Raw genomic sequence first — 26,957 nt, forward strand, 5'->3', positions numbered from 1 at the left:
TTTCTCCTGAAATCAGGCTTTACGATTCTGTAATGCGATAAAGAGGATCAGCACCGCGCCCCACAGCGCCATCGTCAGATAGCTGCTGACCCCCAGCAAGTTAAGGCCGCTTTCCAGCATTTGCAGCACAATCAGCGCCAGCACCAGGCCGATGATGCGCCCGAAGCCGCCATCCGGGTTGATGCCGCCGAGTACGGAAGCGAGGATGGTGACCAGCAGGTAGGACTCACCGTATCCGGCTTTCGCCGAGTTGAATTTCGCCATCATCAGAATGGCGGCGACCCAGCCGAGCAGGGCAGAAATAACGTACACGGAAATTTGTACCCGCACGGTATTCACGCCGCTGTAGCGGGTAGCCTGTTCATTGGACCCGACGAGATACAGGCTTCGTCCCAGCGTGGTGTGCTCCAGCAGCACCCACAGAAGGATGGCCACGAGGAAAAAGAGCAGCAGCGCCACGGGGATACCGGCAAGGGTGCCGTTACCCAGGTATTGAATGGCAGCCGGAAATCCGGAAATGACCGTGCCGTTGGAGAGCAGAATATTCAGCCCGGAGATAAGCGTCATGGTGCCGAGCGTGGCGAGGATCGGCGACACGCCGACCCAGGCAATCAGCGCGCCGTTCAGCGTGCCGATAGCTACCGCCACGGCGGCACCCGCCAGCAGGGCGATGACCAGGAACAGTGGGTTATCCGGGTGGGCGACGATGATGGCTGCCATCACCAGCGAGCAGGCATTAGCTCCGGCAATAATCGACAGGTTAATGCCGCCGGTCAGCATGGTCATGCCCATTCCCAGCGCCAGCATGCCGAGGATCGGTAGCTGTGAGCTGATGGACTGAAAGTTAGCGACGCTGAAAAAGCGGCTGCCGAGCAGGGCCGAGAAGACCAGCGCGACGACTACAATAATGACGCATTGCAGACGAATGATGGCATCACCGGGTAAAAATCTGGCGATTGTTTTCATCTCAAAGCTCCCTTGCCAGTTTGCGTTTTTCGTTCCAGGCCGTGGCGCTAATGCTGACCAGGATAATGGCGCCGCTGAACACGGTGTGCCAGTAAGAGGAGACGCTCAGCAGCGTCAGACCATTTTGTAAAAAGGCCAGCAACACAACGCCGAGCAGCGTTCCGGTCAATGTACCGCGCCCGCCGCTCATGCTGGTTCCGCCGAGCACGACTGCTGCCAGCACCGTTAGCTCAAAGCCGAGCAGTGAATTGGGTGCGACAGATTGAGTGATCTGCGCCTGCACTACGGCGGCAACGCCTGCCAGAATGCCCATGTAGCCATACACGTAGAAATGCAGCTTCAGCAGGTTCAGACCCAGACGTGAAGCCGCGTCGCGGTTGCCACCCATGGCGTAAACCTGACGGCCCAGGCGGGTATAATTCATCAGCACGGCGGTAACAATAATCACCGCTGCCAGGCACAGCAGGGGCAGGGTCAGCCCGTAGTCGTAGCCGTCCGCGGCGGTAAACGAGAACCAGTTGATGCCGTTCATAAACCAGTCCGGGAAGCCGTACAGCCAGGTGCCTTTGGTGGTGTACACCAGCAGGCCGTAGTAGACGTTCAGCGTGGCGATGGTAATGATGATCGCCGGGACGCGCAGCCAGTAGACCAGAAAGCCGTTGATAAGCCCCAGCAGTAGTCCGACGGCAATGGCAATGACCAGCGCCAGCGCAAAGTTTCCGCCGTGGCCGATCACCCAACTGGCCATTGCGTACTGGGCAATGGCGGTCATCGCCGGGAATGAAATGTCGATCCCGCCGGAGATCAACACCACAAACAGCCCACAGGCGAGGATGCCGAGAATGGCATAGCTGGTGGCGACGTCCGTCAGATTCCCCAGTGACAGGAACTCATCGGTACTGATGCTCAGCCCAACGGCCAGGGCCACGACCAGCAGGCCCAGCCAAAATTCGTGTTGTCCGATTAAACGGGAGAGATGCATCTTATTCATTGATTACCTCGACCACTTCAGCAATCTCCTCTTCACGACAGTGATGAGGATTAAATTCCGCCACCAGTTTACCGCGACGCATCACCAGCACACGGTGGCTGTTGTAATAGGCTTCCGGGATCTCATCGCAGATCATCAGCACCGCCATCCCCTGTTCTGCCAGGTCGCGGGCAATCTGGTAAATGCCTTCTTTGTTAGCGATATCCACGCCTACGGTCGGGGAGTCGAGGATCAGGATGTGCGGATGGGTCGCCACCCATTTGGCAATGGCGATACGCTGGGCGTTGCCGCCGGAGAGCGTTTTGACCGGCAGGTGTGGATCGGACACTTTGATGTTCAGCTCGCGGATCAAATCGGCGACCAGCTTTTGTGCTTTACCATGATCGAGCAGACCGCTGCCGGTATGCAGCTGATCAAAGACCGTAACGATGGTGTTGTCGTAGATCGACTGTTCCATGATCAGCCCCTGCGTCAGGCGATCTTCTGAGACGTAGCCGATCCCGTGCTTAATGGCATCGTGGTTATTGCGAAGCCGGACCGGCTGACCGTTAATGCGCATTTCACCGCTTTCCGGGTGGGTCATGCCGAACAGGCTCAAGCAAAGCTCGGTGCGCCCGGCGCCCAGCAGGCCGACAATCGAGACAATCTCGCCGCCGTGCAGCGACAGATTGATATCCTGATACTTCCCGCGACGGCTCAGGTTGCGCAATTCCAGCAAGGGTTCCCGATCGTCGAATGATTTCTCCGGCAGCGGGCTGTAATGGAAGCGTTGTCCGGTCATCAGGAAGGCTAACTCGTGGCTGTCCAGTTCGCTGGCAGGGTATGTGCCTACCAGTTTGCCGTCGCGCATTACGCTGATGCGATCTGCTACTTCCATCACTTCATCCAGACGGTGGCTGACAAACACCACGCAAATACCGGCAGCTTTCAGCTCGTTGACCACCCGCAGCAGGCCGTTGACTTCCTGACGGGTTAACGAAGCGGTCGGTTCATCCATGATGACCAGCCGCGCATCGGCGGCAATCGCCCGGCAAATAGCCACCAACTGGCGGTCGGCGATGGAGAGTTTCTCTACTTTTTTGTCAGGGTCGAGAGTTACGCCGATGCGTTTCATGGCCGCCAGTGCTTGTTGCTTCATGGCGCCACGACGTACCCAGATATCGCCGCCGGGCAGGTAGCGGTTAACCGCAATATTTTCCGCGACGCTAAAATTAGGGAACAGCGACAAATCCTGGTAGATAACCTGGATGCCATAGTGGGACGAAAGCTGAGGCGTCAGGTGATGGAACAGTTTGCCATCGAGTAAAATCTGCGCCCCTTTTTCCGGGTGATAGACCCCGGATATCACTTTAATAATGGTGCTCTTACCACAGCCGTTTTGGCCTGCCAGACAGTGAACTTCGCCTTTTTTCAGCGTCAGATTCACGTTATCCAGCGCCAGCACGCCCGGGAATTGTTTGCTGATATTCTCAAGAGTGATAAATGCGGTGGTGTCTGTCATGGACAATACCCCTGCGAGCGTCCTGACGGACGCTGAGTGTTAGTGTGGTGGATAGCGCCGACCAGACGGTCGGCGTTAAGGTTTCCCTGGTGTTGGCAAAAGCCTTAGAAACCGAGTGATTGTGCGTTGTCTTTGGTGACTTCGAGGATCTTGTTAAAGCGGATCACTTTCTTATCCATGTCGATATCGGCTTTCCCTAAACCATCAATACTGAGATCGGCATTGACCTCTTTACCTTGCAGAAGTTGGTCGGCAACCGTGACCAGCGCGTAGCCCGCATCTTTTGGATCCCACAGCAGCGCTTTTTTGATATCACCGCGCATCAGGTAAGGCGCGGCCTGGGCTGGCATGGCGATACCGACGACGGCAATTTTATCTTTGGCGCGTTTTTTCTGTACGGCCTGCCCTGCCCCGATAGGACCCAGCGAGCCGAAACCGATAATCCCTTTCATCTGCGGATAGGTTTTCATCAGATCCAGCGTAGTTGAGTAAGACTTATCGATACTTTCCGCCACTGGCAGACGTGAAGTGACTTCGAACATCTCCGGGTATTTTTCTTTCTGATACTTAATCGCGTAGTCGGCCCATGCGTTATGCAACGGCACGGTCAGTGAACCTACGTAGATGGCATAACCCCCTTTGCCGCCCATATTTTTTGCCAGCTCATCGACGTTGGCCTGTGCGTATTTTTCACTGTCGATGGTTTCGATATCCCACTGGCCGATCTGCTCGTCCGGGGATTCGTGCGTCAGGACCACAATGCCTTTCTCGCGCGCTTTTTTCAGTACCGGTTCAAGGACCTTGGCATCGTTAGGTACCACGATGATCGCATTGACGTTTTTGGCGATCAGATCTTCAATCACTTTCACCTGCTGAGCCGGATCCGGCGTAGACGGACCGGTCTGGTAAGCGTTCACATCCAGTTTTTTTGCTGCTTCGTTAACACCGGTTTCCATGCGGTTAAACCAGGGAATACCGGTGACTTTGGCAACCACAGCAATTTCATATTTTTCCGCCGCAAAGGACGTGCCGGACAACATGCATGCAGAAACCAGGGTTGCACTGAGTAATGCGAGTTTGAATTTCATAGTTGTACCTTTAGTAGGGGGCAGGGCATGTCACGGCGTGAGGTTATCAACGAAGGGAAGAGGTAATGAATCATAATTCTGCTGGATGTGATCTATGCCCATTTTTGTAATTTTACAGATCTAATTTGGTTAATTTTTGGTTAATTTTTGGATTTGATACCTTCATGCGATCATTTTTATTGTTAATAATCAATTAAAATGAAACTAAAAATTAACATTTAATTATCATTTTATTTAAAGAGAAGCGGTAAAACGTCATTTCTGTCGCTGCCGACAACAAAGAAACTTTCGAAATTGAGAACTGAATCGATACCGGAAAAGAGGGCTCAATATTTTATCGTTCAATGCTATCCTCAGCGCATTCTCGCCAACGACTTCCTTTTCATGGCGGGCTGGATTTATCGTGGAGAACTCATGCAGCGCGTTAAACGCATTATTGTAACGTTGTTTCTGACCATCCTGTCCTTTGGCGCGGGCGCGCATCCACACAGCTTTATTCATCTGAAAACAGAGTTAGTGAGTGAAAATAACCAGTTTGTGGCGTTGAAAATGCGCTGGACGATGGATGAAATCACCTCTGCTGACCTGTTGTACGATGCGGGCAATGCTAAACCCGGTGACGAGATCTGGAAGAAGCTGGCGGCGGAAGTGATGGCTAATGTTTTGGGGCAGCACTATTTCACCGAAGTGTGGCACAACGGGCAGAAGGTAAAATTTAAAAATCGCCCGACGGAATATGGCATGGAACGCGAGGAACACCAGGCGGTGCTGACGTTTGTACTGCCGCTCGCCCAGCCGCAGCCGCTTGCCGGACAGACCTATGTTATTTCCACGTTTGACCCGACCTACTACGTGGATATGAGTTATGACAATGACACCGATGCCCAGCTTGCGTCGGGCTTGAGTACACATTGTCAGATTAGCGTACATACCCCGACGCCCAATGAACAAACGCTGAGCTTTGCGCAGTCGCTGGATAAAGAAGACGCGCCGCCGGAGGATATGGATTTGGGTAAACAATTTGCGCAGAAGGTGACGGTGCAATGTCAGTAGTGTATCAACAACGTACAGCCGGTCGCCGCTGGCTCATGCTATGGCCGCTGGTGGTATTCTTGCTACTGGCGGCAGGCGGTGTACTGTGGTTATGGCAGGCCTGGCCACAGGTGATGGTGAAAAGCATTCTCTGGCAACGGGATGTTAATCAGCAGATGAGCAGTCTGCTGAAAGCGGTTGCCGCCAACCCCACCCGTGCGGGCGGATCGCTGCTGCTGTTTAGTTTTATTTATGGGGTATTGCACGCACTGGGGCCGGGGCACGGGAAAATCGTCATCACCACCTGGCTGGCGACGCATCCCTCGAAGCTGAAGTCGAGCATCGGGCTAACGCTGGCGTCTTCCTTATTACAGGGGATGGTGGCGATAGGGCTGGTGGTGGTGGTGCTCACGGTGCTGCAACTGCCTGCCCGGCAACTGCACATGAGCAGTTTCTGGCTGGAGAAAGCCAGCTATGCGCTGGTCGGCGTGCTGGGGATTTTGCTGTGCTGGCGGGCGTTGAGAAAATTACGCGCGCTGCTGCTGCGTCGACCGAAATTTACCGCCTTCACACCGCATCATGTGCATAACGAACGCTGCGGCTGTGGGCATCAGCATCTACCCAACCCGGAACAGATGCAAAGCGGTGATGACTGGCGCGCTCGGCTGATGATTATTCTCTCCATGGGCATGCGTCCCTGCTCTGGTGCAATTATGGTATTGCTGTTCAGTAAAGTGGTTGGCGTCTTTAGCTGGGGCATGGCGTCGGCGCTGGCGATGGCGGCAGGAACTTCTTTGACGATTACGTCACTGGCTTTGTTGGTACACAGTTTTCGCTCGCTGGCGGTGAAACTTAGCGGACATAAAGCGCCGGTGCTGTGGCGACAGATTGGCTGGACCACGCTGGCACTGGCCGGTGGTGTGATTTTAGTCGTTGCTGCGGTGGTGATGTGGGTAAGTGCGGTGCCGGTGGGAAGGGGATTACGACCGTTTTAGGTTAGTGAGCGGTATGAATTGTAGGCCGGATAAGACGCGAAAGCGTCGCATCCGGCACCACAGCCGATTAACGCTTCAGCGCGTCGCTCAGTTCGTCACGCATGTTCGCCAGCATGGCTTTAACAACGCGCGGATTACCTGCAACGATGTTGCCGGTCGACATGTAGTTATGACCGCCGGTGAAGTCGCATACCAGTGCGCCTGCTTCACGAGCAATCAGTTCACCTGCGGCAAAATCCCACGGTTTCAGACCGATTTCGAAGTAACCGTCAACGCGTGCAGCGGCAACATAAGCCAGATCCAGCGCAGCAGAACCGGTGCGGCGGAAGTCAGCGCATTCGGTGTACATTTTGCCGAGGATCTTCATGTAAGAGGGAGCGTGCTGTTTGGCTTTGAACGGGAAGCCGGTGGCGATGATGGTGCCATCCAGATCGCGAGCGGTACTGCCGCGCAGACGGTAGCCGTTCAGCTGTGCGCCCTGACCGCGCGTTGCGGTGAACAGTTCGTTACGCATTGGATCGTAAACAACAGCGACTTCAGTACGGCCTTTGATGCGTACTGCGATGGATACCGCGAAGTGCGGCAGGCGTTTTACGAAGTTGGTGGTGCCATCCAGTGGATCGATAACCCATTGAACATCCAGATCTTCACCAATATGTTCACCGCTTTCTTCGGTGATGATGGTGTGCTGAGGGTAAGATTTGCGGATTGTTTCGATAATAATCGCTTCTGCGGCTTTATCGACGTTAGTCACGAAATCATTGCTGCCTTTCTGGCTGGTTTCTACTGAGTCTGGTGTTTCGTAGTGTTTGGCAATTACATTACCCGCCTTGCGCGCTGCGCGCACGGCGATGGTCAGCATCGGATGCATCGGTCTCTCTCACTGGATGTTAAAGAACGGGAAAACGGCGCAGAGTATAGCAGTGAGTTCGGTATATGTCTTCGTTTTATGATAATATGGCCGAATAATCTTTAGCCGAAGAAATACAATGCTGCAAAATATTCGAATCGTGCTGGTGGAGACCTCTCATACCGGCAATATGGGCTCTGTTGCCCGCGCAATGAAAACCATGGGTTTAACCAATCTGTGGCTGGTGAATCCGCTGGTAAAACCTGACTCCCAGGCCATCGCCCTGGCGGCTGGTGCCAGCGATGTGATCGGCAATGCGCAAATCGTTGACACCCTCGATGAAGCGCTGGCGGGTTGCAGCCTGGTCGTTGGCACCAGTGCGCGTTCCCGTACTTTGCCGTGGCCGATGCTTGATCCGCGTGAATGCGGTTTAAAAAGCGTAGCCGAAGCGGCAAATACTCCGGTAGCGCTGGTCTTTGGTCGCGAGCGCGTGGGGCTGACCAACGACGAACTGCAAAAATGCCATTATCACGTCGCTATTGCCGCGAACCCGGAATACAGTTCGCTGAACCTGGCGATGGCGGTACAGGTCATTTCTTATGAAGTGCGCATGGCCTGGCTGGCAACGCAGGAAAGCAGTAAGACCACAGAATACGAAGAAACCGAGTATCCGCTGGTCGATGATTTAGAGCGTTTTTACGGTCATCTGGAGCAAACGCTGCTGTCGACGGGCTTTATCCGCGAGAACCATCCGGGGCAGGTGATGAACAAATTGCGTCGTCTGTTCACGCGTGCGCGTCCTGAGAGCCAGGAGCTGAATATTCTGCGTGGAATGCTTGCATCTATAGAGCAGCAGAATAAAGGAAAGTAGGCCGGATAAGCGAAGCGCCGTCCGGTGAGTGAAAACGGCACTGAAGGTTAAATACCTGACTAATTTAGTCAAGTAAATAGTTGACTGATTTAGTCGGGAATGTCAGACTTGCCCCTGCTATGCAATACCCCCATTTTACAATAAAAAACCCCGGGCAGGGGCGAGTTTGAGGCTAAGTAAGACATGAGACTGACATCAAAAGGGCGTTATGCCGTGACCGCAATGTTGGACGTTGCGCTCAACTCCGAAACGGGCCCGGTACCGTTGGCTGATATTTCGGAACGTCAGGGAATTTCCCTTTCGTACCTGGAGCAGCTGTTTTCCCGTTTGCGTAAAAACGGTCTGGTTTCCAGCGTACGTGGACCAGGCGGCGGGTACCTGCTGGGTAAAGATGCAGGCAGCATCGCAGTAGGTGAAGTGATTAGCGCTGTTGACGAGTCCGTAGATGCGACCCGTTGCCAGGGCAAAGGCGGTTGTCAGGGCGGCGATAAATGCCTGACCCATGCGCTGTGGCGCGATCTGAGCGATCGTCTGACCGGTTTCCTCAACAACATTACGTTGGGCGAACTGGTGAATAATCAGGAAGTCCTGGATGTGTCTGGTCGCCAGCACACGCATGACGCTCCACGCAGCACCCGCACGCAAGACGCGATCGACGTTAAGTTACGCGCATAATAAAAGTATTTTAGAATCAGGCCGGGGCGTTCGCGCCCCGTTAACTCGGCCGTACATCCAGCCGGTCGCCTGATTCCTTGCATTGAAGCGATGTACGGAGTTTATAGAGCAATGAAATTACCGATCTATCTCGACTACTCCGCAACCACGCCGGTGGACCCGCGTGTTGCCGAGAAAATGATGCAGTGTCTGACCCTGGACGGAAACTTTGGTAACCCAGCGTCCCGTTCACACCGTTTTGGCTGGCATGCTGAAGAGGCGGTCGATATCGCCCGTAATCAGATTGCCGATCTGGTAGGTGCCGATCCGCGTGAAATCGTCTTTACTTCCGGTGCGACCGAATCCGACAACCTGGCGATTAAAGGTGCGGCCAACTTTTATCAGAAAAAAGGCAAGCACATCATCACCAGCAAAACGGAACACAAAGCCGTGCTGGACACCTGTCGTCAGCTGGAGCGTGAAGGGTTTGAAGTGACCTACCTCGCCCCGCAGCGCAACGGTATTATTGACCTGAAAGAACTCGAAGCGGCGATGCGTGATGACACCATCCTCGTTTCCATTATGCACGTGAACAACGAAATCGGTGTGGTGCAGGATATCGCCGCTATCGGCGAAATGTGCCGTGCGCGTGGCATCATCTACCACGTTGATGCGACCCAGAGCGTGGGCAAACTGCCTATCGATCTGAGCCAACTGAAAGTTGACCTGATGTCCTTCTCCGGTCACAAAATTTACGGTCCGAAAGGTATCGGCGCACTGTACGTTCGTCGTAAACCGCGTATCCGCATCGAAGCACAGATGCACGGCGGCGGTCATGAGCGCGGCATGCGTTCCGGTACGCTGCCTGTCCACCAGATCGTCGGTATGGGTGAAGCTTACCGTATCGCCAAAGAAGAGATGGAAACCGAGATGGCGCGTCTGCGCGGTCTGCGTAACCGTCTGTGGAACGGCGTAAAAGATATGGAAGAGGTGTATCTGAATGGTGACCTCGAACATGGCGCACCGAACATTCTCAACGTCAGCTTCAACTTTGTTGAAGGCGAATCGCTGATTATGGCGCTGAAAGATCTGGCGGTTTCTTCCGGTTCTGCCTGTACGTCTGCAAGCCTGGAACCTTCCTACGTGCTGCGCGCGTTGGGGATGACCGACGAGCTGGCACACAGCTCAATCCGTTTCTCTTTAGGTCGTTTCACAACCGAAGAAGAGATTGACTACACCATCAATCTGGTTCGTAACTCCATCGGCCGTCTGCGTGACCTTTCTCCACTGTGGGAAATGTTCAAACAGGGCGTGGATCTGAACAGTATTGAATGGTCACATCACTAATCGGTACCGATAAGGAGAATTCATCATGGCTTACAGCGAAAAAGTAATCGATCATTACGAGAATCCACGTAACGTGGGCTCTTTTGACAACAGCGACGAGAACGTGGGCAGCGGCATGGTGGGTGCACCGGCCTGTGGCGACGTGATGAAGTTGCAGATCAAAGTCAACAATGAAGGTATCATTGAAGACGCGCGTTTCAAGACTTACGGCTGCGGTTCTGCCATTGCCTCCAGCTCTCTGGTTACCGAATGGGTGAAAGGGAAATCTCTGGACGAAGCACAGGCGATTAAAAACACCGATATCGCAGACGAGCTTGAACTGCCACCAGTGAAAATTCACTGTTCTATTCTGGCTGAAGACGCGATTAAAGCCGCGATTGCGGATTACAAAAGCAAACGTGAAGCAAAATAATTAAGAGTTGAGGTTTTATTATGTCGATTACCTTAAGCGACAGTGCAGCAGCGCGAGTAAATACCTTCCTGGCAAACCGTGGTAAAGGGTTTGGCCTGCGTCTGGGCGTGAGAACCTCCGGCTGCTCAGGTATGGCCTATGTACTGGAATTTGTTGACGAGCCGGCGGCTGAAGATACCGTGTTTGAAGACAAAGGCGTAAAAGTCGTGATCGACGGTAAAAGCCTGCAATTTCTGGACGGTACGCAGTTAGACTTCGTCAAAGAAGGTCTGAACGAAGGGTTTAAGTTCACCAACCCTAACGTGAAAGACGAGTGTGGATGCGGCGAAAGCTTCCACGTGTAACGTGCGTCACCCGAAAACCCCACCGTGGCTTTGCTACGTGTGGGGTTTGTTCTAACAGGCTACCCCTGAGAATGTTATGGACTACTTCACCCTCTTTGGCTTACCGGCCCGTTATCAGCTCGATATTCAGGCGCTGAGCCTCCGTTTTCAGGATCTACAACGTCAGTATCATCCTGATAAATTTGCCAGCGGCTCTCAGGCGGAACAACTTGCTGCCGTTTCGCAGTCCGCCACGATCAATCAGGCCTGGCAAACGCTGCGTCATCCCTTGATGCGCGCCGAATACTTACTGTCTTTACACGGCTTTGATATCCGCAGCGAGCAGCACACGGTGCGCGATACCGCGTTCCTGATGGAGCAGTTGGAACTTCGTGAAGAGCTGGACGAGATTGAACAGGCTAAAGACAGTGAACGTCTGGATGCGTTGATGAAACGTATTAACGAGATGTACCAGGTTCGCCATCAGCTGATGGTGGAACAGCTGGACAGCGAAGCGTGGGATGCGGCGGCAGACACCGTGCGTAAACTGCGTTTTCTCGATAAACTGCGAAGCAGTGCAGAACAACTCGAAGAAAAACTGCTCGATTTTTAATTTCCGGAAGCGAAAATGGCCTTATTACAAATTAGTGAGCCTGGTCTGAGTGCCGCACCGCACCAGCGTCGTCTGGCGGTAGGCATTGACTTAGGTACCACCAACTCTCTGGTCGCGACTGTACGCAGCGGTCAGGCTGAAACGCTGGCTGACCACGAAGGTCGTCACCTGTTGCCGTCAGTGGTTCACTATCAGCAGCAGGGCTACTCTGTCGGTTACGATGCCCGTGCTAATGCCGCTCTCGACACGGCAAACACCGTCAGTTCGGTAAAACGCATGATGGGCCGCTCTCTGGCGGATATCCAGGCGCGTTACCCGCATCTGCCGTATACATTCCAGGCAAGCGAAAACGGTCTGCCGATGATCGAAACCGCAGCCGGTTTACTTAATCCGGTGCGTGTATCCGCTGACATTCTGAAAGCGTTGGCTGCACGGGCAACAGAAGCGCTGTCTGGTGAGCTGGACGGCGTGGTGATCACCGTTCCGGCCTATTTTGACGACGCACAGCGCCAGGGCACCAAAGACGCCGCGCGTCTGGCGGGCCTGCACGTACTGCGTTTGCTGAACGAACCGACCGCGGCGGCGATTGCCTATGGCCTGGATTCCGGTCAGGAAGGCGTGATCGCAGTCTATGACCTCGGCGGCGGCACGTTTGATATTTCTATTCTGCGCTTAAGCCGTGGCGTATTTGAAGTGCTGGCGACCGGCGGGGATTCTGCGCTCGGCGGTGATGATTTCGACCATCTACTGGCTGATTACATTCGCGAGCGGGCGGGCGTAGCCGATCGCAGCGATAACCGCGTACAGCGCGAACTGCTGGATGCCGCGATTGCCGCCAAAATTGCACTCAGCGATGCCGATTCTGTGACGGTTAACGTGGCGGGATGGCAGGGTGAAATCACCCGCGAAACTTTTAATGAACTGATTTCCGCACTGGTCAAGCGTACGCTGCTGGCCTGTCGTCGCGCGTTGAAAGATGCGGGCGTAGAGCCGCAGGATGTGCTGGAAGTGGTGATGGTCGGTGGTTCAACGCGCGTGCCGCTGGTGCGTGGACGCGTCGGTGAATTTTTTGGTCGCACGCCGCTGACCTCTATCGATCCGGACAAAGTGGTCGCCATCGGTGCGGCAATTCAGGCGGATATTCTGGTCGGTAATAAACCGGACAGCGAAATGCTGCTGCTGGACGTTATCCCGCTGTCCCTGGGGCTGGAAACCATGGGCGGTCTGGTGGAGAAAGTGATCCCGCGTAACACCACTATTCCGGTAGCGCGTGCGCAGGATTTTACCACCTTTAAAGATGGTCAAACCGCGATGTCCATCCACGTGATGCAGGGCGAGCGTGAGCTGGTGCAGGACTGCCGTTCACTGGCGCGTTTTGCGCTACGTGGTATTCCGGCGCTGCCTGCAGGCGGCGCGCATATCCGCGTCACCTTCCAGGTCGATGCCGATGGACTATTGAGCGTGACCGCCATGGAGAAATCTACCGGCGTGGAGTCCTCGATTCAGGTCAAACCGTCCTACGGTCTGACCGACAGTGAAATTGCCTCCATGATTCAGGATTCGATGAGTTTTGCCGAGCAGGACGTTAAAGCCCGTATGTTGGCAGAGCAGAAAGTCGAAGCAGCACGCGTACTGGAGAGTTTATCCGGTGCGTTGAACGCTGATGCCGCGCTGTTAAGCGCCGCAGAACGTCAGGCCATCGACACCGCCGCCGCGCATTTGAGCGAGGTTGCAGAGGGTGACGATGTTGACGCGATAGAACAAGCCATTAAAAACGTAGACAAACAAACCCAGGAATTCGCCGCTCGCCGCATGGACAAATCCGTCCGTAGCGCGCTGAAAGGCCATTCCGTGGACGAGGTTTAATATGCCAAAGATTGTTATTTTGCCTCATCAGGATCTCTGTCCCGATGGCGCAGTTCTGGAAGCTGAGACCGGCGAAACCATTCTCGACGTTGCCCTGCGTAACGGTATCGAGATTGAACATGCCTGTGAAAAATCCTGTGCCTGCACTACCTGTCACTGCATCGTGCGTGAAGGTTTCGACTCCCTGCCGGAAAGCACGGAAGAAGAAGACGACATGCTGGATAAAGCCTGGGGACTGGAGCCGGAGAGCCGTTTAAGCTGTCAGGCGCGCGTCACCGAGGACGATTTAGTGGTCGAAATCCCACGTTACACAATCAATCATGCGCGTGAGCATTAACAGGGGGTAGTATGGGACTGAAGTGGACCGATAGCCGCGAGATCGGCGAAGCGCTGTACGACGCGTTCCCCGATCTGGATCCCAAGACCGTTCGTTTCACCGATCTTCATCAGTGGATCTGCGATCTAGAGGAATTTGATGACGACCCTGGCGCATCCAATGAAAAAATTCTGGAGGCGATTCTGTTAGTCTGGTTAGATGAAGCAGAGTAAGTCACATAACGGGCTGCCATAGGGCGGCCCGTTTGCTAATAAGGATAAATAAAATGACAGAAGCCATGAAAATTACGCTTTCCACGCAGCCAGCTGACGCACGCTGGGGCGGAAAAGCGACCTACAGCATTAGTAGCGACGGTATTACCCTGCACCTTAATGGAAAAGATGACCTGGGCCTTATTCAGCGCGCCGCACGTAAAATTGACGGCCTGGGTATTAAACATGTCCAACTGGACGGTGAAGGCTGGGATACCGAACGTAGCTGGGCGTTCTGGCAGGGCTACAAAGGACCAAAAGGCACTCGCAAAGTTGAGTGGGCAGCCCTGGACGAGGCGCAGCGCAAAGAGCTGGATAGCCGCCTGAAAATTATTGACTGGGTGCGTGACACTATTAACGCTCCGGCAGAAGAGCTTGGTCCAGAGCAGTTAGCGCAGCGCGCCGTAGACCTGCTGTGCTCTGTTGCGTGCGATAACGTCTCTTACCGCATCACCAAAGGCGAAGATCTGCGCGAGCAGAATTACATGGGCCTGCACACGGTAGGCCGTGGATCTGAACGTCCGCCGGTGTTGCTGGCGCTGGACTTCAACCCGACGGGGGATAAAGAAGCACCGGTTTACGCCTGCCTGGTGGGTAAAGGGATCACCTTTGATTCCGGTGGTTATAGCATCAAGCAAAGCGCATTTATGGACTCGATGAAGTCCGATATGGGCGGTGCCGCAACGGTAACCGGCGCACTGGCGTTTGCCATCACGCGCGGTCTGAACAAGCGCGTGAAGTTGTACCTGTGCTGTGCGGATAACCTGATCAGCGGCAATGCCTTTAAGCTCGGCGATATTATTCGCTATCGCAACGGCAAAAATGTTGAAGTGATGAACACTGATGCCGAAGGCCGTCTGGTGTTGGCGGACGGTCTGATTGACGCCAGCGCGCAGAAACCGGAACTGATTATTGATGCTGCTACGCTGACCGGCGCGGCGAAAACGGCGCTGGGTAACGATTATCACGCGTTGTTTAGCTTTGATGACCAGCTGGCGGCTCGCCTGATGGCAAGCGCGGCGCAAGAAAACGAGCCGTTCTGGCGTCTGCCGCTGGCAGAGTTTCACCGTAGCCAACTGCCGTCTAACTTTGCCGAGCTGAATAACACCGGTAGCGCGGCTTACCCGGCGGGCGCAAGCACCGCTGCGGGCTTCCTGTCCCACTTCGTGGAAAACTATCAGCAAGGCTGGCTGCACATTGACTGCTCTGCGACCTATCGCAAAGCGCCGGTTGAGCAGTGGTCTGCGGGCGCGACCGGTTTGGGTGTGCGCACCATCGCGAATTTGTTAACCGCATAATTCATGACTGTATTGCCGGATGACGCTACGCTTATCCGGCCTACATATATTCATCCAATTTGTGATCCTTATGTCCGAAACAAAAAACGAATTAGAAACGTTGCTGGAACAAGCGGCGACTGAACCTGCGCATCGCCCGGCATTTTTCCGTACGTTGCTGGAATCCACTGTCTGGGTTCCGGGAACGGCCGCAGAAGGCGAGGCGGTGGTTGAAGACAGCGCGCTGGATCTGCAGCACTGGGAAAAAGAAGACGGCACCACCGTGATCCCGTTTTTCACCTCCCTTGAAGCCTTGCAGCAGGCCGTTGAAGACGAACAGGCATTTGTTGTGATGCCGGTACGCACGCTGTTTGAAATGACGCTGGGTGAAACGCTGTTCCTCAACGCCAAACTGCCAACTGGCAAAGAGTTTATGCCGCGCGAAATCAGCCTGCTGATGGGCGAAGAAGGGGATCCGCTGAGTACCCAGGAAGTGCTGGAAGGCGGCGAGTCGCTGATCCTCTCCGAGGTTGCAGAACCTCCGGCGCAGATGATTGACTCACTGACTACGCTGTTTAAAACCATTAAGCCGGTAAAACGCGCATTTCTCTGCTCGATCAAAGAAAGTGCGGAAGCCCAGCCGAACCTGCTGATTGGCATTGAAGCCGATGGTGATATTGAAGAGATTATTCATGCCACGGGTAGTGTTGCAACCGATACGTTACCGGGTGATGAGCCGATTGATATCTGCCAGGTGGTGAAAGGTGAGAAAGGGGTCAGCCACTTTATTACCGAACACATCGCGCCTTTCTACGAGCGTCGCTGGGGCGGCTTCCTGCGTGACTTTAAACAGAACCGGATTATCTAAGTAAAGGAAAGCCGCCCCGAAGGGCGGCTACCTGGCTTACTTGCCCTGGGCGCTGAGCGTCACGCGTACAGAATTACCTGAGTAACTCCGATCTCCGTGAAGGCACAACGCGCCAGAAACAACAAGCACGATACAGAAGTACCGTATCTTCATTGCGCGGTCCATGCGAAGACCGCATCACGACAGCACCACTGGCGATCGTGCCGTGATAGCAAGCGCTGAGGTGCGCCTGCGTATACGGCCATACAATGACCTTCCCTAAAGCCAGTGCCCGTTTGCGAGACAGCGGAAAGGGCCGCTCAAAATAATACATTAAATGTTGAATAGTTTCCCTGTTAATTAACTTGACTTTTATTCTCTTAAACCGGAATATTTAACTACTGAGGTGCGCCTGCGTTGCTATGGCAACACAGCCTGCTGGAAAGGCCGCGAACCGGACCAGCACAAAAAAACCGCTCAAATGAGCGGTTTTTTTGTGGGCGTAAAAGATGAACAAATCAGAATTTATTTAGCTTCGGCCGGCTCTACCGGTAAATCGTTGCGCGCGCCCCATTCGCTCCACGCGCCGTCATACAACGCAACGTTGGGAACTCTCAGCGTGGCAAGCGCCAGCACCACCACGGCAGCCGTTACGCCGGAGCCGCAGCTGGCGATGATCGGTCTGTCAAAGCTCACGCCGTGGCTGAAGAAAATCGCATCCAGCTCATCGGTGGTTTTTAATTCGCCGCCACGAACCAGTTCTGTCCACGGTACGTTCAGCGCACCGGGAACATGGCCGCGTTTCAGGCCAGGGCGGGGTTCGTCAACTTCCGCGTTAAAACGCGCAGCCGGGCGCGCATCGACAATCTGCGCAGTTTTTTCATGGCTGGCCAGCAGAACATCGGTCACCCGCACTACGGCCTCTGGTATAAACGCGGCGTCAAACTCGCCTTCGGGCAAATCAACGCTCCCTTCCTGCAACGGTAACGCATCACGCTGCCAGCTCGCAAAACCGCCTGCCAAAATGGAGACATTTTCTACGCCAAACGTGCGCAGCATCCACCAGGCGCGCGGAGCGGAAAACAGATTGCCGTCATCGTAGATGACCAGATGTTTATCCTGATTTACGCCCAACTCGCGCATGGCTACGGCGAAAGCCTCCGGACGTGGCATCATATGCGGCAACGCAGAGGTATGATCGGAGAGCGCTTCGATATCAAAAAAGACCGCCCCAGGAATATGACCGGCGCGATACTCCTCGCCAACATCGCGACCTTCCTGTCCTGGAGGAGCCATCCGGGCATCAATAATTTGTATTTCCGGATCGTCAATGTGTTCGACAAGCCAGTCGGCAGCGACAAAGAAGGCGGTGGTCATAGGCATCTCCATTTTTACCAGGTTTCGGCAAATTGTCGGACGTTTCCCGCTAAGCGACAAGTAAAAGAGGCTGATTTGTCAGGCGAATCCACATTAATCACGAAAATTAGGACAACGTTGTACTGTTACTGGCTTTCACAGACGGAAATCTGACGCATAATAGTTGTTCTACGTAGCTAACGGGCCACTACGGCCAGGGATGAAAAATGAAACATTTACGCGTAGCGGCCTGTATGCTGATGTTGGCGCTGGCGGGGTGCGATAATAACGATAAGCCGTCGACGGCGGCAAAAAATGATGCACCCGCTCCACAGACCACGCCGGCAAAAGATCCGGCGCAATTACAAAAGCTGATGCAGCAAAGTCAGGGCAAGCCGCTGACGCTGCTGGACGCCTCTGAGGTCCAGCTCGATGGTGCTGCAACGCTCGTTTTAACCTTCTCTATTCCTCTCGATCCTGAACAAGATTTTTCTCGCGTAGTGCACGTTGTCGATAAAAAAAGCGGCAAAGTGGACGGAGCCTGGGAACTGGCGCCAAACCTGAAAGAGCTACGCTTACGTCATCTGGAGCCTAACCGCGAGCTGGTGGTGACCATCGAGCGCGATTTGCTGGCGCTGAATAAGGCGACGTTTGGCATCGAGTATGAAAAAAACATTACCACTCGTGATGTCCAGCCGAGTGTCGGGTTTGCCAGTCGTGGCTCGCTGCTACCGGGAAAAGTGATCGAAGGGCTACCGGTGATGGCGCTGAACGTCAACAGCGTGGATGTGAACTTCTTTCGCGTAAAACCCGAATCGCTCGGCGCATTTGTCAGCCAGTGGGAATACCGCAACTCGCTGTCTAACTGGGAATCCGATACCCTGCTAAAGATGGCAGAACTGGTTTATACCGGGCGCTTTGACCTTAACCCTGCGCGCAATACTCGCGAGAAACTGCTGCTGCCGCTGGGCGATATCAAGCCGTTGCAGCAGGCGGGCGTTTACGTTGCGGTGATGAACCAGGCCGGGCAATACAACTACAGCAATGCTGCCACGCTATTCACGCTCAGCGATATTGGCGTTTCCGCACACCGTTACCACAATCAGCTGGATGTCTTTACTCAGAGTCTCGAAAACGGCGCTGCGCAGCAGGGGATTGATGTCACCTTGCTCAATGAGAAAGGGCAGACACTGGCGCAGGCGACCAGTGATGCGCAGGGGCACGTGAAGCTCGAGACGGATAAGGACGCCGCCTTATTGCTGGCGCGTAAAGACGGGCAAACCACGCTGCTGGATCTGAAACTCCCGGCGCTGGATCTGGCTGAATTTGATATCGCGGGAGCACCGGGATACAGCAAACAGTTCTTCATGTTCGGCCCGCGCGATCTCTATCGTCCGGGCGAAACGGTGATCCTCAACGGACTGCTGCGCGACAGCGACGGCAAAACATTGCCCGATCAGCCGGTTAAGCTGGAAGTCGTGAAACCCGACGGGCAGGTATTGCGCACGGTGGTCAGCCAGCCCGAAAACGGTTTGTACCGCCTGACCTGGCCGCTGGATAGCAGTGCGCCAACCGGTATGTGGCATATTCGCGCCAACACCGGCGATAACCGCTCGCGGATGTGGGATTTCCACGTCGAAGATTTTATGCCCGAGCGGATGGCGCTCAATCTCTCCGCCAGCAAAACGCCGATTGCTCCAGCGGATGAGGTGAAATTTTCGGTGGTGGGCTACTACCTTTACGGTGCGCCCGCCAATGGTAATGCCCTGCAAGGACAGCTTTTCCTGCGACCGCTGCGTGAAGCGGTGCAGACATTGCCGGGATTCCAGTTTGGTAATATTGCTGAAGAGAACCTCTCCCGCAGCCTCGATGAAGTGCAGCTGACGCTGGATGAAAATGGTCGCGGCGAAGTCACAACGAGCAGCCAGTGGCAGGAAGCTCACTCGCCTTTACAGGTCATTTTACAGGCCAGCCTGCTGGAGTCGGGTGGTCGTCCGGTGACCCGCCGGGTTGAGCAGGCGATCTGGCCTGCGGATACCCTACCGGGTATTCGCCCGCAGTTTGCTGCGAAAGCCGTTTATGATTACCGCACCGACACCACGGTGAATCAACCCATCGTCGACGAAGACAGCAACGCCGCGTTTGATATTGTCTATGCCGATGCGAAAGGTGAGAAAAAAGCGGTCTCCGGTTTGCAGGTGCGTTTGATCCGTGAACGTCGGGATTACTACTGGAACTGGTCTGAGGGCGAGGGCTGGCAATCTCAGTTCGATCAAAAAGATCTGGTTGAAGGCGAGCAGGCTCTGGATCTTAAGGCCGATGAAACCGGCAAAGTCAGCTTCCCGGTTGAGTGGGGCGCTTACCGTCTGGAAGTAAAAGCACCGAACGATGCGGTGAGCAGCGTACGCTTCTGGGCCGGATACAGCTGGCAGGATAACAGCGACGGCAGCGGGGCTGTGCGCCCGGATCGCGTGACCCTGAAACTGGATAAACCCAATTATCGTCCTGGCGACACCATGAAGCTGCACATTGCCGCACCCGCCGCCGGTAAAGGTTACGCAATGGTCGAGTCCAGCGAAGGTCCGCTGTGGTGGCAAGAGATCGACGTACCTGCGAATGGACTAGATCTCTCTATTCCGGTTGATAAAACCTGGAATCGGCATGACCTGTATCTCAGTGCTTTAGTGATACGTCCTGGCGACAAATCCCGCTCAGCGACGCCAAAACGTGCGGTGGGATTACTGCATTTACCGTTGGGCGATGAAAACCGTCGCCTTGATTTAACGCTGGAGAACCCGGCGAAAATGCGCCCCAATCAGCCGCTGACCGTCAAAGTGAAAGCCAGTGTTAAAAATGGCGATGTGCCAAAGCGGGTTAATGTGCTGGTGTCCGCCGTCGATAGCGGGGTGTTGAATATCACGGATTACACCACGCCGGATCCGTGGCAGGCATTTTTCGGCCAAAAGCGCTACGGTGCAGATATTTATGACATTTACGGCCAGGTAATTGAAGGGCAAGGTCGTCTGGCGGCGCTGCGTTTTGGTGGCGATGGCGATGAGTTAAAACGCGGCGGCAAACCGCCGGTCAATCACGTCAATATCGTGGCGCAACAAGCGTTACCGGTCACGCTCAACGAGCAGGGCGAGGGGGCGGTGACGTTACCGATTGGCGATTTCAACGGTGAACTGCGGGTGATGGCGCAGGCCTGGACGGAAGATGACTTTGGCAGCAGCGAAAGCAAAGTGATCGTCGCCGCGCCGGTGATCGCAGAACTGAATATGCCGCGCTTTATGGCTGGGGGTGACACCTCGCGCCTGACGTTGGACGTGACCAACCTGACCGACAAACCGCAGACGCTGAATATAAAGCTTGTTGCCAGCGGTTTACTGGAACTGGTGGCGCAAGATCCGGTTCCGGTGAGTCTGGCGCCGGGCGTGCGTTCTACGCTGTTTATTCCGGTGCGTGCGCTGGAAGGCTTTGGCGATGGCGAAATTCAGGCACAAATTAGCGGCCTGGCGCTGCCGGGTGAAACGCTGCCTGTTCAGCATAAACAGTGGAAGATTGGCGTGCGCCCGGCGTTCCCGGCGCAAACCATCAACAACGGCGTCGCGCTCCAGCTGGGCGAAACCTGGCAGGTTCCGGGCGAAGAACTGGCCAACTTCTCTCCCGTCACGATGCAGGGGCAATTGCTGTTTAGCGGCAAACCGCCGCTGAATCTGGCGCGCTACATCCGCGAATTGAAAGCCTATCCATACGGCTGTCTGGAGCAGACAGCAAGTGGATTGTTCCCTTCTTTATATACCAACGCCGCTCAGTTGAAGGCATTAGGTATTGCGGGCGACAGCGATGATAAACGCCGTGCGGCGGTCGAGATCGGCATTTCCCGGTTACTGCAAATGCAGCGTGACGACGGGGGGTTTGCGCTGTGGGATAAAAATGGACCGGAAGAGTACTGGCTGAGTGCCTATGTCATGGATTTCCTCGTCCGGGCAAATGAGCAGGGATACAGCGTCCCGGCAGAGGTTATTAACCGGGGTAACGCGCGGCTGCTGCGTTATTTGCAGGATCCGGGCATGATGTCGATTCGTTACACCGATGATACCGCAGCCAGTCGGTTTGCCGTGCAGGCCTATGCCGCGTTGGTACTTGCCCGTCAGCAGAAAGCCCCGCTCGGCGCACTGCGCGAGATCTGGGAGCGTCGTGCTCAGGCCGCCTCTGGTCTGCCGCTGCTGCAACTGGGGGTCGCGCTGAAAAACATGGGTGATGCGAATCGTAGCGAACAAGCGCTGACGCTGGGCATCAATACGCCGCGCCGCGATGCGCAGCAGTGGATGGCGGATTACGGCAGCCAACTGCGCGACAACGCGCTGATGCTGGCGTTACTGGAAGAGAACAAACTGAAACCCGACGTTCAAAACACATTGCTGAACACGCTGTCAGAACAGGCTTTTGGTCAACGCTGGCTCTCCACTCAGGAAAATAATGCGCTGTTCCTTGCTGCGCGTACATTGCAGGATTTGCCTGGCTCGTGGCAGGCGCAAACCTCACTCTCCGATCGGACGCTGGCGGGCGAGAAATCGCAAACCCGCAATCTGGATGCTGAACAGTTGTCTACTCTGACGGTGACCAATACGGGCAATCTGCCGCTGTGGTTGCGTCTGGATGTGAGTGGTTATCCGCAAACTTCGCCGCAGCCTGCCAGCAATGTGCTGCACATTGAGCGTCAGATTCTGGGTACCGATGGGCAGAGTAAATCGCTCTCGTCTCTGCGCAGCGGCGAGCTGGTGCTGATCTGGCTGGAGGTGAAAGCCAGCCAGAATGTACCGGATGCTCTGGTGGTCGATCTATTGCCCGCCGGGCTGGAGCTGGAAAACCAGAATCTGGCCAACGGCAGCGCCAGCCTGCAGGAGAGCGGCAGTGAAGTGGCGAATCTGCTCAATCAAATGCAGCAGGCGGATATCCAGCACGTTGAGTTCCGCGACGATCGCTTTGTCGCGGCGGTTGCTGTCAACGAAGGACAGCCGGTAACGTTAGTGTATCTGGCGCGCGCGGTCACGCCGGGAACGTATCAGGTGCCTGTGCCACAAGTGGAGTCGATGTATGTTCCGCAGTGGCGCGCCACCGGTACGGCTGAGGGCCCGCTGATTGTCAGACCGTAAATGATGCTTAGGTGGGCTAAACGCGGCGGCTGGCTGGCAGTCGTTGCGTTACTGACAGGGGTGGCGGTGTGGGCAGCAGATAAAATCTGGCCGCTGCCGTTGCATGAGGTTAATCCTGCGCGGGTGGTCGTGGCCCACGATGGTACCCCGCTGTGGCGCTTTGCCGACGTGGATGGTATCTGGCGTTATCCGGTCACCATTGAAGAGGTATCGCCCCGATATCTTGAAGCGCTAATTAACTACGAAGATCGCTGGTTCTGGAAACATCCCGGCATCAACCCGTTTTCAGTGCTGCGTGCGGCATGGCAGGACCTTTCTTCAGGACGCGTCGTCTCAGGCGGCAGTACGCTCACCATGCAGGTGGCGAGACTGCTTGACCCGCATCCGCGCACTTTTGGCGGCAAGTTCCGCCAGCTCTGGCGCGCATTCCAGCTGGAGTGGCATCTCTCCAAGCGTGACATCCTGACGCTGTATCTTAATCGTGCGCCGTTTGGCGGTACGCTGCAGGGGGTGGGGGCCGCAAGCTGGGCGTATCTTGGCAAATCACCTGCACAACTCAGTTACTCCGATGCTGCGCTATTGGCCGTTCTGCCGCAGGCGCCGAGTCGTTTGCGCCCAGACCGTTGGCCGGAGCGGGCAGAAGTCGCGCGCAATAAAGTGCTCGAACGCATGGCGACGCAGGGCGTCTGGTCGGTACAACAGGCGCAGGAATCACGTGAAGAACCGGTCTGGCTGGCACCGAGACAGATGCCGCAATTAGCGCCGCTGTTCTCGCGCATGATGCTGAATAAAAGCCGCAGCAACAAAATTGTCACTACGCTGGACGCCGGACTGCAACGCCAACTGGAAGAGCTGGCGCAAAACTGGAAAGGTCGGCTACCGGCGCGCAGTTCGCTGGCGATGATTGTGGTCGATCATACCGATATGAGCGTGCGTGGCTGGGTCGGCTCGGTGGATATGAATGATGACACTCGCTTTGGCCATGTGGATATGGTGAGTGCAGTCCGCTCGCCGGGATCGGTGCTAAAACCGTTTATCTATGGCCTGGCGCTGGATGACGGATTGATTCACCCGGCTTCATTATTGCAGGACGTACCGCGGCGTACCGGCGATTATCGACCGGGGAATTTTGACAGCGGTTTTCATGGTCCGGTAAGTATGAGCGAGGCGCTGGTGCGTTCGCTGAATCTACCCGCAGTCCAGGTGCTGGAAGCTTACGGTCCGAAGCGTTTTGCCGCATCGTTACGTAACGTTGGCTTACCGCTGTATCTGCCCGCAGGGGCAGCGCCAAATCTGTCGCTGATCCTCGGTGGTGCGGGGGCCAGGCTTGAAGACATGGTCGCAGCGTACAGCGTATTTGCCCGCCAGGGAAAAGCGGGGAAACTGCGTCTGCAGCCGGAAGACCCGCAGTTAGAACGCCCGCTGATGTCGGCGGGTGCGGCGTGGATTATCCGGCGAATCATGGCGGACGAAGCGCAGCCCCTGCCGGATAATGCGCTGAGCCGTGTGGTGCCGCTGGCGTGGAAAACGGGCACCAGCTATGGCTATCGTGACGCGTGGGCGATTGGCATCAACTCTCGTTACGTGATTGGTATCTGGACCGGCAGGCCAGACGGGACGCCGGTAGTGGGGCAATTCGGTTTTGCCAGTGCGGTGCCTGTGCTGAATCAGGTTAATAACTTACTGTTGGCTCGTGGGACAAATCAGCCTGAAGACCCGCGTCCAGAGTCGGTCAGTAGAGGAGTGGTGTGTTGGCCGGGCGGTCAATTTTTGCCAGACGGTGATGGCAATTGTCGCCGCCGCTTAGCCACCTGGCTACTGGACGGCAGTCAACCACCTACGCTGTTATTACCCGAGCAGGAAGGCGTTAATGGCATTCGTTTTCCCGTCTGGCTGGACGATAGAGGCAAGCGTGTGGCGTCGGATTGTCCGCAGGCGCGTGAGCATACATTAATTGTCTGGCCGCTGCCGCTGGAGCCATGGCTGCCGCAATCTGAGCGCCGAGCCGCACGGCTACCACCGGTTTCTGCCACGTGTCCGCCGTTGGGGCAGGACGCTTCTTTACCGCTCCAGTTGACAGGCGTTCGCGATGGCGCGATTGTGAAACGCTTACCCGGTTCACCGGAGGTCTCAGTGCCGGTGCAAACCAGCGGTGGGACAGGTGAGCGCTGGTGGTTTCTTAATGGTGAGCGGCTGGATGAGCGTGGGCGGAATCTTACCCTGCGCTTAACGGTAAAAGGGGAGTATCAGCTGTTGGTGATGGATGCTGGTGGGCAGATTGCCACAGTGAGATTTGCTTTGCAGTAGACTAGCTTGATGTGGTTTGTTGCTAAAATTCATCTTATTTTAAAGAAATGTTACCTCCATCAATAGTCAACTGCCGGGATGCTCTTTATAATCCGCGCCAGGTAAACCACAACAAAACATCTTTTTCAGAGGTAATCATGGCTATTGAACGTACTTTTTCCATCATCAAACCAAACGCGGTGGCAAAAAACGTTATTGGAAGCATCTTCGCACGCTTTGAAGCAGCAGGGTTCAAAATTGTCGGCACTAAAATGCTGCATCTGACCGTTGAACAGGCGCGTGGTTTCTATGCCGAGCACGACGGTAAACCGTTCTTTGACGGCCTGGTTGAATTCATGACTTCTGGCCCGATTGTTGTTTCCGTACTGGAAAGCGAAAACGCCGTTCAGCGTCACCGCGATCTGCTGGGTGCAACTAACCCGGCGAATGCCCTGGCAGGCACGCTGCGTGCAGATTACGCTGACAGCTTTACTGAGAACGGCACCCACGGTTCCGACTCCGTTGAATCTGCCGCGCGTGAAATCGCCTATTTCTTTGGTGAAGGCGAAGTGTGCGCTCGTACTCGTTAATTTAACGGGCTCGTTTACATATTATTTTCGCTAATGCTTCGTGCAAACGTGGCATCCCTGCGCCAGACTTTGTACAATGCAACGCCCCGGAAGAGCAGACCGCTTGCCGGGGCGTTTCTTTTTAACCCTCCACGGGCCATAACGTGTAACAACGAGGCCGGAAAAAATTATGTCTGAATTAGTTAACACCTCTGAAGTCGTCATTGCTGCGGTTCCAAATAAAAATGGAAAAATTAACCTGCTGGATCTGAACCGTCAGCAGATGCGCGAATTCTTCAAAGAGATGGGCGAAAAGCCGTTTCGTGCCGATCAGGTCATGAAGTGGATGTACCACTACTGCAGCGACAATTTTGATGACATGACTGACATCAATAAGGTGCTGCGCAACAAGCTGAAAGAAGTGGCTGAAATTCGTGCCCCGGAAGTGGTGGAAGAGCAGCGTTCATCTGACGGCACCATCAAATGGGCCATTGCCGTTGGCGATCAGCGCGTCGAAACCGTGTATATCCCGGAAGACGATCGCGCCACCTTGTGCGTTTCTTCACAGGTCGGCTGTGCATTAGAGTGTAAATTCTGCTCTACGGCTCAACAGGGTTTTAACCGTAACCTGCGGGTGTCGGAAATCATCGGTCAGGTCTGGCGTGCGGCGAAAATCGTCGGCGCGGTGAAAGCAACGGGCGTGCGTCCTATCACCAACGTGGTGATGATGGGGATGGGTGAACCGTTGCTCAACCTGACCAACGTGGTTCCGGCGATGGAAATCATGCTTGATGACTTCGGTTTCGGGCTGTCGAAACGGCGCGTCACGCTGTCTACCTCAGGCGTTGTTCCTGCGCTGGATAAACTGGGCGATATGATTGACGTTGCGTTGGCGATTTCCCTGCACGCGCCGAACGATGAAATTCGTGACGAGATTGTGCCGATCAACAAAAAGTACAATATCGCAACGTTCCTCGAGTCCGTGCGTGGTTACATTTCGAAGTCTAACGCCAACCAGGGTCGCGTCACCATTGAATACGTGATGTTAGATCACATCAATGACGGTACCGAGCACGCGCATCAGCTGGCGGAACTGCTGAAAGATACGCCGTGTAAGATCAACCTGATCCCATGGAACCCGTTCCCGGGTGCACCGTACGGACGCAGTTCTAACAGCCGTATCGATCGTTTCTCCAAAGTGTTGATGGGCTATGGTTTTACGACCATTGTGCGTAAAACACGCGGCGACGATATTGATGCGGCCTGCGGTCAGCTGGCGGGCGATGTCATTGACCGTACCAAGCGTACCCTGCGTAAGCGCATGCAGGGTGATGCTATCGACATCAAGACCGTTTGATGTTGAGTG

General features: G+C 55.0%; 24 protein-coding genes. 17 read left to right on the forward strand and 7 right to left on the reverse strand.

The genetic code is table 11. The features are described 5' to 3' along the window. Nucleotides 1–12 precede the first annotated feature (12 nt). The 4 genes from JQ822_RS11665 to JQ822_RS11680 all read right to left on the reverse strand — a co-directional run bounded on the left by JQ822_RS11665 (nucleotide 13) and on the right by JQ822_RS11680 (nucleotide 4,546). Nucleotides 13–966: an ABC transporter permease gene (locus JQ822_RS11665; RefSeq protein WP_213133603.1), complete on the reverse strand. Its 954-nt coding sequence runs from the start codon at nucleotides 964–966 to the stop codon at nucleotides 13–15. Between the two features lies 1 nt (nucleotide 967). Then, nucleotides 968–1,957, reverse strand: coding sequence for an ABC transporter permease (locus tag JQ822_RS11670; protein ID WP_213133604.1), 990 nt, complete (start codon nucleotides 1,955–1,957; stop codon nucleotides 968–970). Next, complete coding sequence (locus JQ822_RS11675; protein ID WP_213133605.1) at nucleotides 1,950–3,458, reverse strand: sugar ABC transporter ATP-binding protein; 1,509 nt, start codon at nucleotides 3,456–3,458, stop codon at nucleotides 1,950–1,952. Before JQ822_RS11675 ends, JQ822_RS11670 begins: the two co-directional genes overlap by 8 nt. 104 nt (nucleotides 3,459–3,562) lie before the next feature. Beyond that, nucleotides 3,563–4,546, reverse strand: coding sequence for an autoinducer 2 ABC transporter substrate-binding protein (locus tag JQ822_RS11680; RefSeq protein WP_213133606.1), 984 nt, complete (start codon nucleotides 4,544–4,546; stop codon nucleotides 3,563–3,565). Between the two features lie 414 nt (nucleotides 4,547–4,960). On the opposite strand from JQ822_RS11680, the gene JQ822_RS11685 reads away from it, so the two are divergent. Further along, nucleotides 4,961–5,599: a DUF1007 family protein gene (locus JQ822_RS11685; RefSeq protein WP_213133607.1), complete on the forward strand. Its 639-nt coding sequence runs from the start codon at nucleotides 4,961–4,963 to the stop codon at nucleotides 5,597–5,599. Continuing rightward, nucleotides 5,590–6,573 carry a nickel/cobalt transporter gene (locus JQ822_RS11690; protein WP_213133608.1) on the forward strand — a complete coding sequence of 328 codons (984 nt, stop codon included), beginning with the start codon at nucleotides 5,590–5,592 and terminating at the stop codon, nucleotides 6,571–6,573. The genes JQ822_RS11685 and JQ822_RS11690 overlap by 10 nt, the downstream gene beginning before the upstream one ends. Before the next feature lie 67 nt (nucleotides 6,574–6,640). Here the strand turns inward: JQ822_RS11690 and suhB are convergent, their stop codons facing one another. Continuing rightward, a complete protein-coding gene (suhB, locus tag JQ822_RS11695; RefSeq protein ID WP_096756163.1) occupies nucleotides 6,641–7,444 on the reverse strand; it encodes an inositol-1-monophosphatase in 804 nt (267 codons plus the stop codon). A gap of 118 nt (nucleotides 7,445–7,562) precedes the next feature. Between suhB and trmJ the strand changes: the two genes are divergently transcribed. From trmJ to sseB, 11 genes are all read left to right on the forward strand, one after another. Then, on the forward strand, nucleotides 7,563–8,294 hold the full coding sequence (gene trmJ / locus JQ822_RS11700) for a tRNA (cytosine(32)/uridine(32)-2'-O)-methyltransferase TrmJ (protein WP_181637713.1): 732 nt from the start codon (nucleotides 7,563–7,565) through the stop codon (nucleotides 8,292–8,294). A gap of 183 nt (nucleotides 8,295–8,477) precedes the next feature. Continuing rightward, on the forward strand, nucleotides 8,478–8,969 hold the full coding sequence (iscR, locus tag JQ822_RS11705) for a Fe-S cluster assembly transcriptional regulator IscR (RefSeq protein ID WP_005120405.1): 492 nt from the start codon (nucleotides 8,478–8,480) through the stop codon (nucleotides 8,967–8,969). A gap of 111 nt (nucleotides 8,970–9,080) precedes the next feature. Then, nucleotides 9,081–10,295: a cysteine desulfurase gene (iscS, locus tag JQ822_RS11710; RefSeq protein WP_135324753.1), complete on the forward strand. Its 1,215-nt coding sequence runs from the start codon at nucleotides 9,081–9,083 to the stop codon at nucleotides 10,293–10,295. 25 nt (nucleotides 10,296–10,320) lie between these two features. Beyond that, nucleotides 10,321–10,707 carry a Fe-S cluster assembly scaffold IscU gene (iscU, locus tag JQ822_RS11715; protein WP_002913991.1) on the forward strand — a complete coding sequence of 129 codons (387 nt, stop codon included), beginning with the start codon at nucleotides 10,321–10,323 and terminating at the stop codon, nucleotides 10,705–10,707. A 20-nt stretch (nucleotides 10,708–10,727) separates the two neighbouring features. Then, nucleotides 10,728–11,051 (forward strand): iron-sulfur cluster assembly protein IscA, encoded by a 324-nt coding sequence (gene iscA / locus JQ822_RS11720; RefSeq protein ID WP_003835203.1) that lies wholly within the window; start codon nucleotides 10,728–10,730, stop codon nucleotides 11,049–11,051. 76 nt (nucleotides 11,052–11,127) lie between these two features. Then, a complete protein-coding gene (hscB, locus tag JQ822_RS11725) occupies nucleotides 11,128–11,643 on the forward strand; it encodes a co-chaperone HscB (RefSeq protein ID WP_213133609.1) in 516 nt (171 codons plus the stop codon). A 15-nt stretch (nucleotides 11,644–11,658) separates the two neighbouring features. Beyond that, the gene (gene hscA / locus JQ822_RS11730; RefSeq protein WP_213133610.1) at nucleotides 11,659–13,509 is read left to right on the forward strand and encodes a Fe-S protein assembly chaperone HscA; all 1,851 of its coding nucleotides are present in this window, start codon (nucleotides 11,659–11,661) and stop codon (nucleotides 13,507–13,509) included. A 1-nt stretch (nucleotide 13,510) separates the two neighbouring features. Then, nucleotides 13,511–13,846: an ISC system 2Fe-2S type ferredoxin gene (fdx, locus tag JQ822_RS11735; RefSeq protein ID WP_003037690.1), complete on the forward strand. Its 336-nt coding sequence runs from the start codon at nucleotides 13,511–13,513 to the stop codon at nucleotides 13,844–13,846. 11 nt (nucleotides 13,847–13,857) lie between these two features. Beyond that, nucleotides 13,858–14,058, forward strand: a complete 201-nt coding sequence (iscX, locus tag JQ822_RS11740; protein WP_045446157.1) for a Fe-S cluster assembly protein IscX — start codon at nucleotides 13,858–13,860, stop codon at nucleotides 14,056–14,058. Nucleotides 14,059–14,111: 53 nt separating this feature from the next. Then, on the forward strand, nucleotides 14,112–15,395 hold the full coding sequence (gene pepB, locus JQ822_RS11745; protein WP_213133611.1) for an aminopeptidase PepB: 1,284 nt from the start codon (nucleotides 14,112–14,114) through the stop codon (nucleotides 15,393–15,395). A gap of 70 nt (nucleotides 15,396–15,465) precedes the next feature. Further along, on the forward strand, nucleotides 15,466–16,242 hold the full coding sequence (sseB, locus tag JQ822_RS11750) for an enhanced serine sensitivity protein SseB (RefSeq protein ID WP_213133612.1): 777 nt from the start codon (nucleotides 15,466–15,468) through the stop codon (nucleotides 16,240–16,242). A 36-nt stretch (nucleotides 16,243–16,278) separates the two neighbouring features. On the opposite strand, the gene timP is transcribed toward sseB, so the two are convergent. Together timP and sseA are read right to left on the reverse strand one after the other, a co-directional pair. After that, entirely contained in the window at nucleotides 16,279–16,407 is a 129-nt protein-coding gene (gene timP, locus JQ822_RS24385) for a small toxic inner membrane protein TimP (protein WP_342344240.1), read from the reverse strand. A 339-nt stretch (nucleotides 16,408–16,746) separates the two neighbouring features. Further along, nucleotides 16,747–17,598, reverse strand: a complete 852-nt coding sequence (gene sseA, locus JQ822_RS11755) for a 3-mercaptopyruvate sulfurtransferase (protein ID WP_213133613.1) — start codon at nucleotides 17,596–17,598, stop codon at nucleotides 16,747–16,749. 206 nt (nucleotides 17,599–17,804) lie between these two features. On the opposite strand from sseA, the gene JQ822_RS11760 reads away from it, so the two are divergent. From JQ822_RS11760 to JQ822_RS11775, 4 genes are all read left to right on the forward strand, one after another. Then, nucleotides 17,805–22,736 (forward strand): alpha-2-macroglobulin family protein, encoded by a 4,932-nt coding sequence (locus tag JQ822_RS11760; protein WP_213133614.1) that lies wholly within the window; start codon nucleotides 17,805–17,807, stop codon nucleotides 22,734–22,736. Beyond that, nucleotides 22,737–25,043, forward strand: a complete 2,307-nt coding sequence (gene pbpC / locus JQ822_RS11765) for a peptidoglycan glycosyltransferase PbpC (RefSeq protein WP_213133615.1) — start codon at nucleotides 22,737–22,739, stop codon at nucleotides 25,041–25,043. Between the two features lie 137 nt (nucleotides 25,044–25,180). Beyond that, nucleotides 25,181–25,612 carry a nucleoside-diphosphate kinase gene (ndk, locus tag JQ822_RS11770; RefSeq protein WP_213133616.1) on the forward strand — a complete coding sequence of 144 codons (432 nt, stop codon included), beginning with the start codon at nucleotides 25,181–25,183 and terminating at the stop codon, nucleotides 25,610–25,612. Between the two features lie 169 nt (nucleotides 25,613–25,781). Beyond that, entirely contained in the window at nucleotides 25,782–26,948 is a 1,167-nt protein-coding gene (locus tag JQ822_RS11775; protein WP_115257784.1) for a bifunctional tRNA (adenosine(37)-C2)-methyltransferase TrmG/ribosomal RNA large subunit methyltransferase RlmN, read from the forward strand. Nucleotides 26,949–26,957 lie beyond the last annotated feature (9 nt).

The sequence above is a fragment of the Citrobacter sp. FP75 genome (assembly GCF_018342065.1).
Classification (GTDB): Bacteria; Pseudomonadota; Gammaproteobacteria; order Enterobacterales; family Enterobacteriaceae; genus Citrobacter.

Coding starts and splice junctions, on each gene's coding strand:
- JQ822_RS11675 (WP_213133605.1), bottom strand. CDS start 3,458: ATGACAGACACCACCGCATTTATCACTCTTGAGAATATCAGCAAACAA.
- timP (WP_342344240.1), bottom strand. CDS start 16,407: ATGGACCGCGCAATGAAGATACGGTACTTCTGTATCGTGCTTGTTGTT.
- JQ822_RS11760 (WP_213133614.1), top strand. CDS start 17,805: ATGAAACATTTACGCGTAGCGGCCTGTATGCTGATGTTGGCGCTGGCG.
- JQ822_RS11680 (WP_213133606.1), bottom strand. CDS start 4,546: ATGAAATTCAAACTCGCATTACTCAGTGCAACCCTGGTTTCTGCATGC.
- JQ822_RS11690 (WP_213133608.1), top strand. CDS start 5,590: ATGTCAGTAGTGTATCAACAACGTACAGCCGGTCGCCGCTGGCTCATG.
- hscA (WP_213133610.1), top strand. CDS start 11,659: ATGGCCTTATTACAAATTAGTGAGCCTGGTCTGAGTGCCGCACCGCAC.
- iscS (WP_135324753.1), top strand. CDS start 9,081: ATGAAATTACCGATCTATCTCGACTACTCCGCAACCACGCCGGTGGAC.
- JQ822_RS11775 (WP_115257784.1), top strand. CDS start 25,782: ATGTCTGAATTAGTTAACACCTCTGAAGTCGTCATTGCTGCGGTTCCA.
- ndk (WP_213133616.1), top strand. CDS start 25,181: ATGGCTATTGAACGTACTTTTTCCATCATCAAACCAAACGCGGTGGCA.
- JQ822_RS11665 (WP_213133603.1), bottom strand. CDS start 966: ATGAAAACAATCGCCAGATTTTTACCCGGTGATGCCATCATTCGTCTG.
- sseA (WP_213133613.1), bottom strand. CDS start 17,598: ATGACCACCGCCTTCTTTGTCGCTGCCGACTGGCTTGTCGAACACATT.
- iscU (WP_002913991.1), top strand. CDS start 10,321: ATGGCTTACAGCGAAAAAGTAATCGATCATTACGAGAATCCACGTAAC.
- JQ822_RS11685 (WP_213133607.1), top strand. CDS start 4,961: ATGCAGCGCGTTAAACGCATTATTGTAACGTTGTTTCTGACCATCCTG.
- fdx (WP_003037690.1), top strand. CDS start 13,511: ATGCCAAAGATTGTTATTTTGCCTCATCAGGATCTCTGTCCCGATGGC.
- hscB (WP_213133609.1), top strand. CDS start 11,128: ATGGACTACTTCACCCTCTTTGGCTTACCGGCCCGTTATCAGCTCGAT.
- iscR (WP_005120405.1), top strand. CDS start 8,478: ATGAGACTGACATCAAAAGGGCGTTATGCCGTGACCGCAATGTTGGAC.
- trmJ (WP_181637713.1), top strand. CDS start 7,563: ATGCTGCAAAATATTCGAATCGTGCTGGTGGAGACCTCTCATACCGGC.
- sseB (WP_213133612.1), top strand. CDS start 15,466: ATGTCCGAAACAAAAAACGAATTAGAAACGTTGCTGGAACAAGCGGCG.
- JQ822_RS11670 (WP_213133604.1), bottom strand. CDS start 1,957: ATGAATAAGATGCATCTCTCCCGTTTAATCGGACAACACGAATTTTGG.
- pepB (WP_213133611.1), top strand. CDS start 14,112: ATGACAGAAGCCATGAAAATTACGCTTTCCACGCAGCCAGCTGACGCA.
- pbpC (WP_213133615.1), top strand. CDS start 22,737: ATGATGCTTAGGTGGGCTAAACGCGGCGGCTGGCTGGCAGTCGTTGCG.
- suhB (WP_096756163.1), bottom strand. CDS start 7,444: ATGCATCCGATGCTGACCATCGCCGTGCGCGCAGCGCGCAAGGCGGGT.
- iscA (WP_003835203.1), top strand. CDS start 10,728: ATGTCGATTACCTTAAGCGACAGTGCAGCAGCGCGAGTAAATACCTTC.
- iscX (WP_045446157.1), top strand. CDS start 13,858: ATGGGACTGAAGTGGACCGATAGCCGCGAGATCGGCGAAGCGCTGTAC.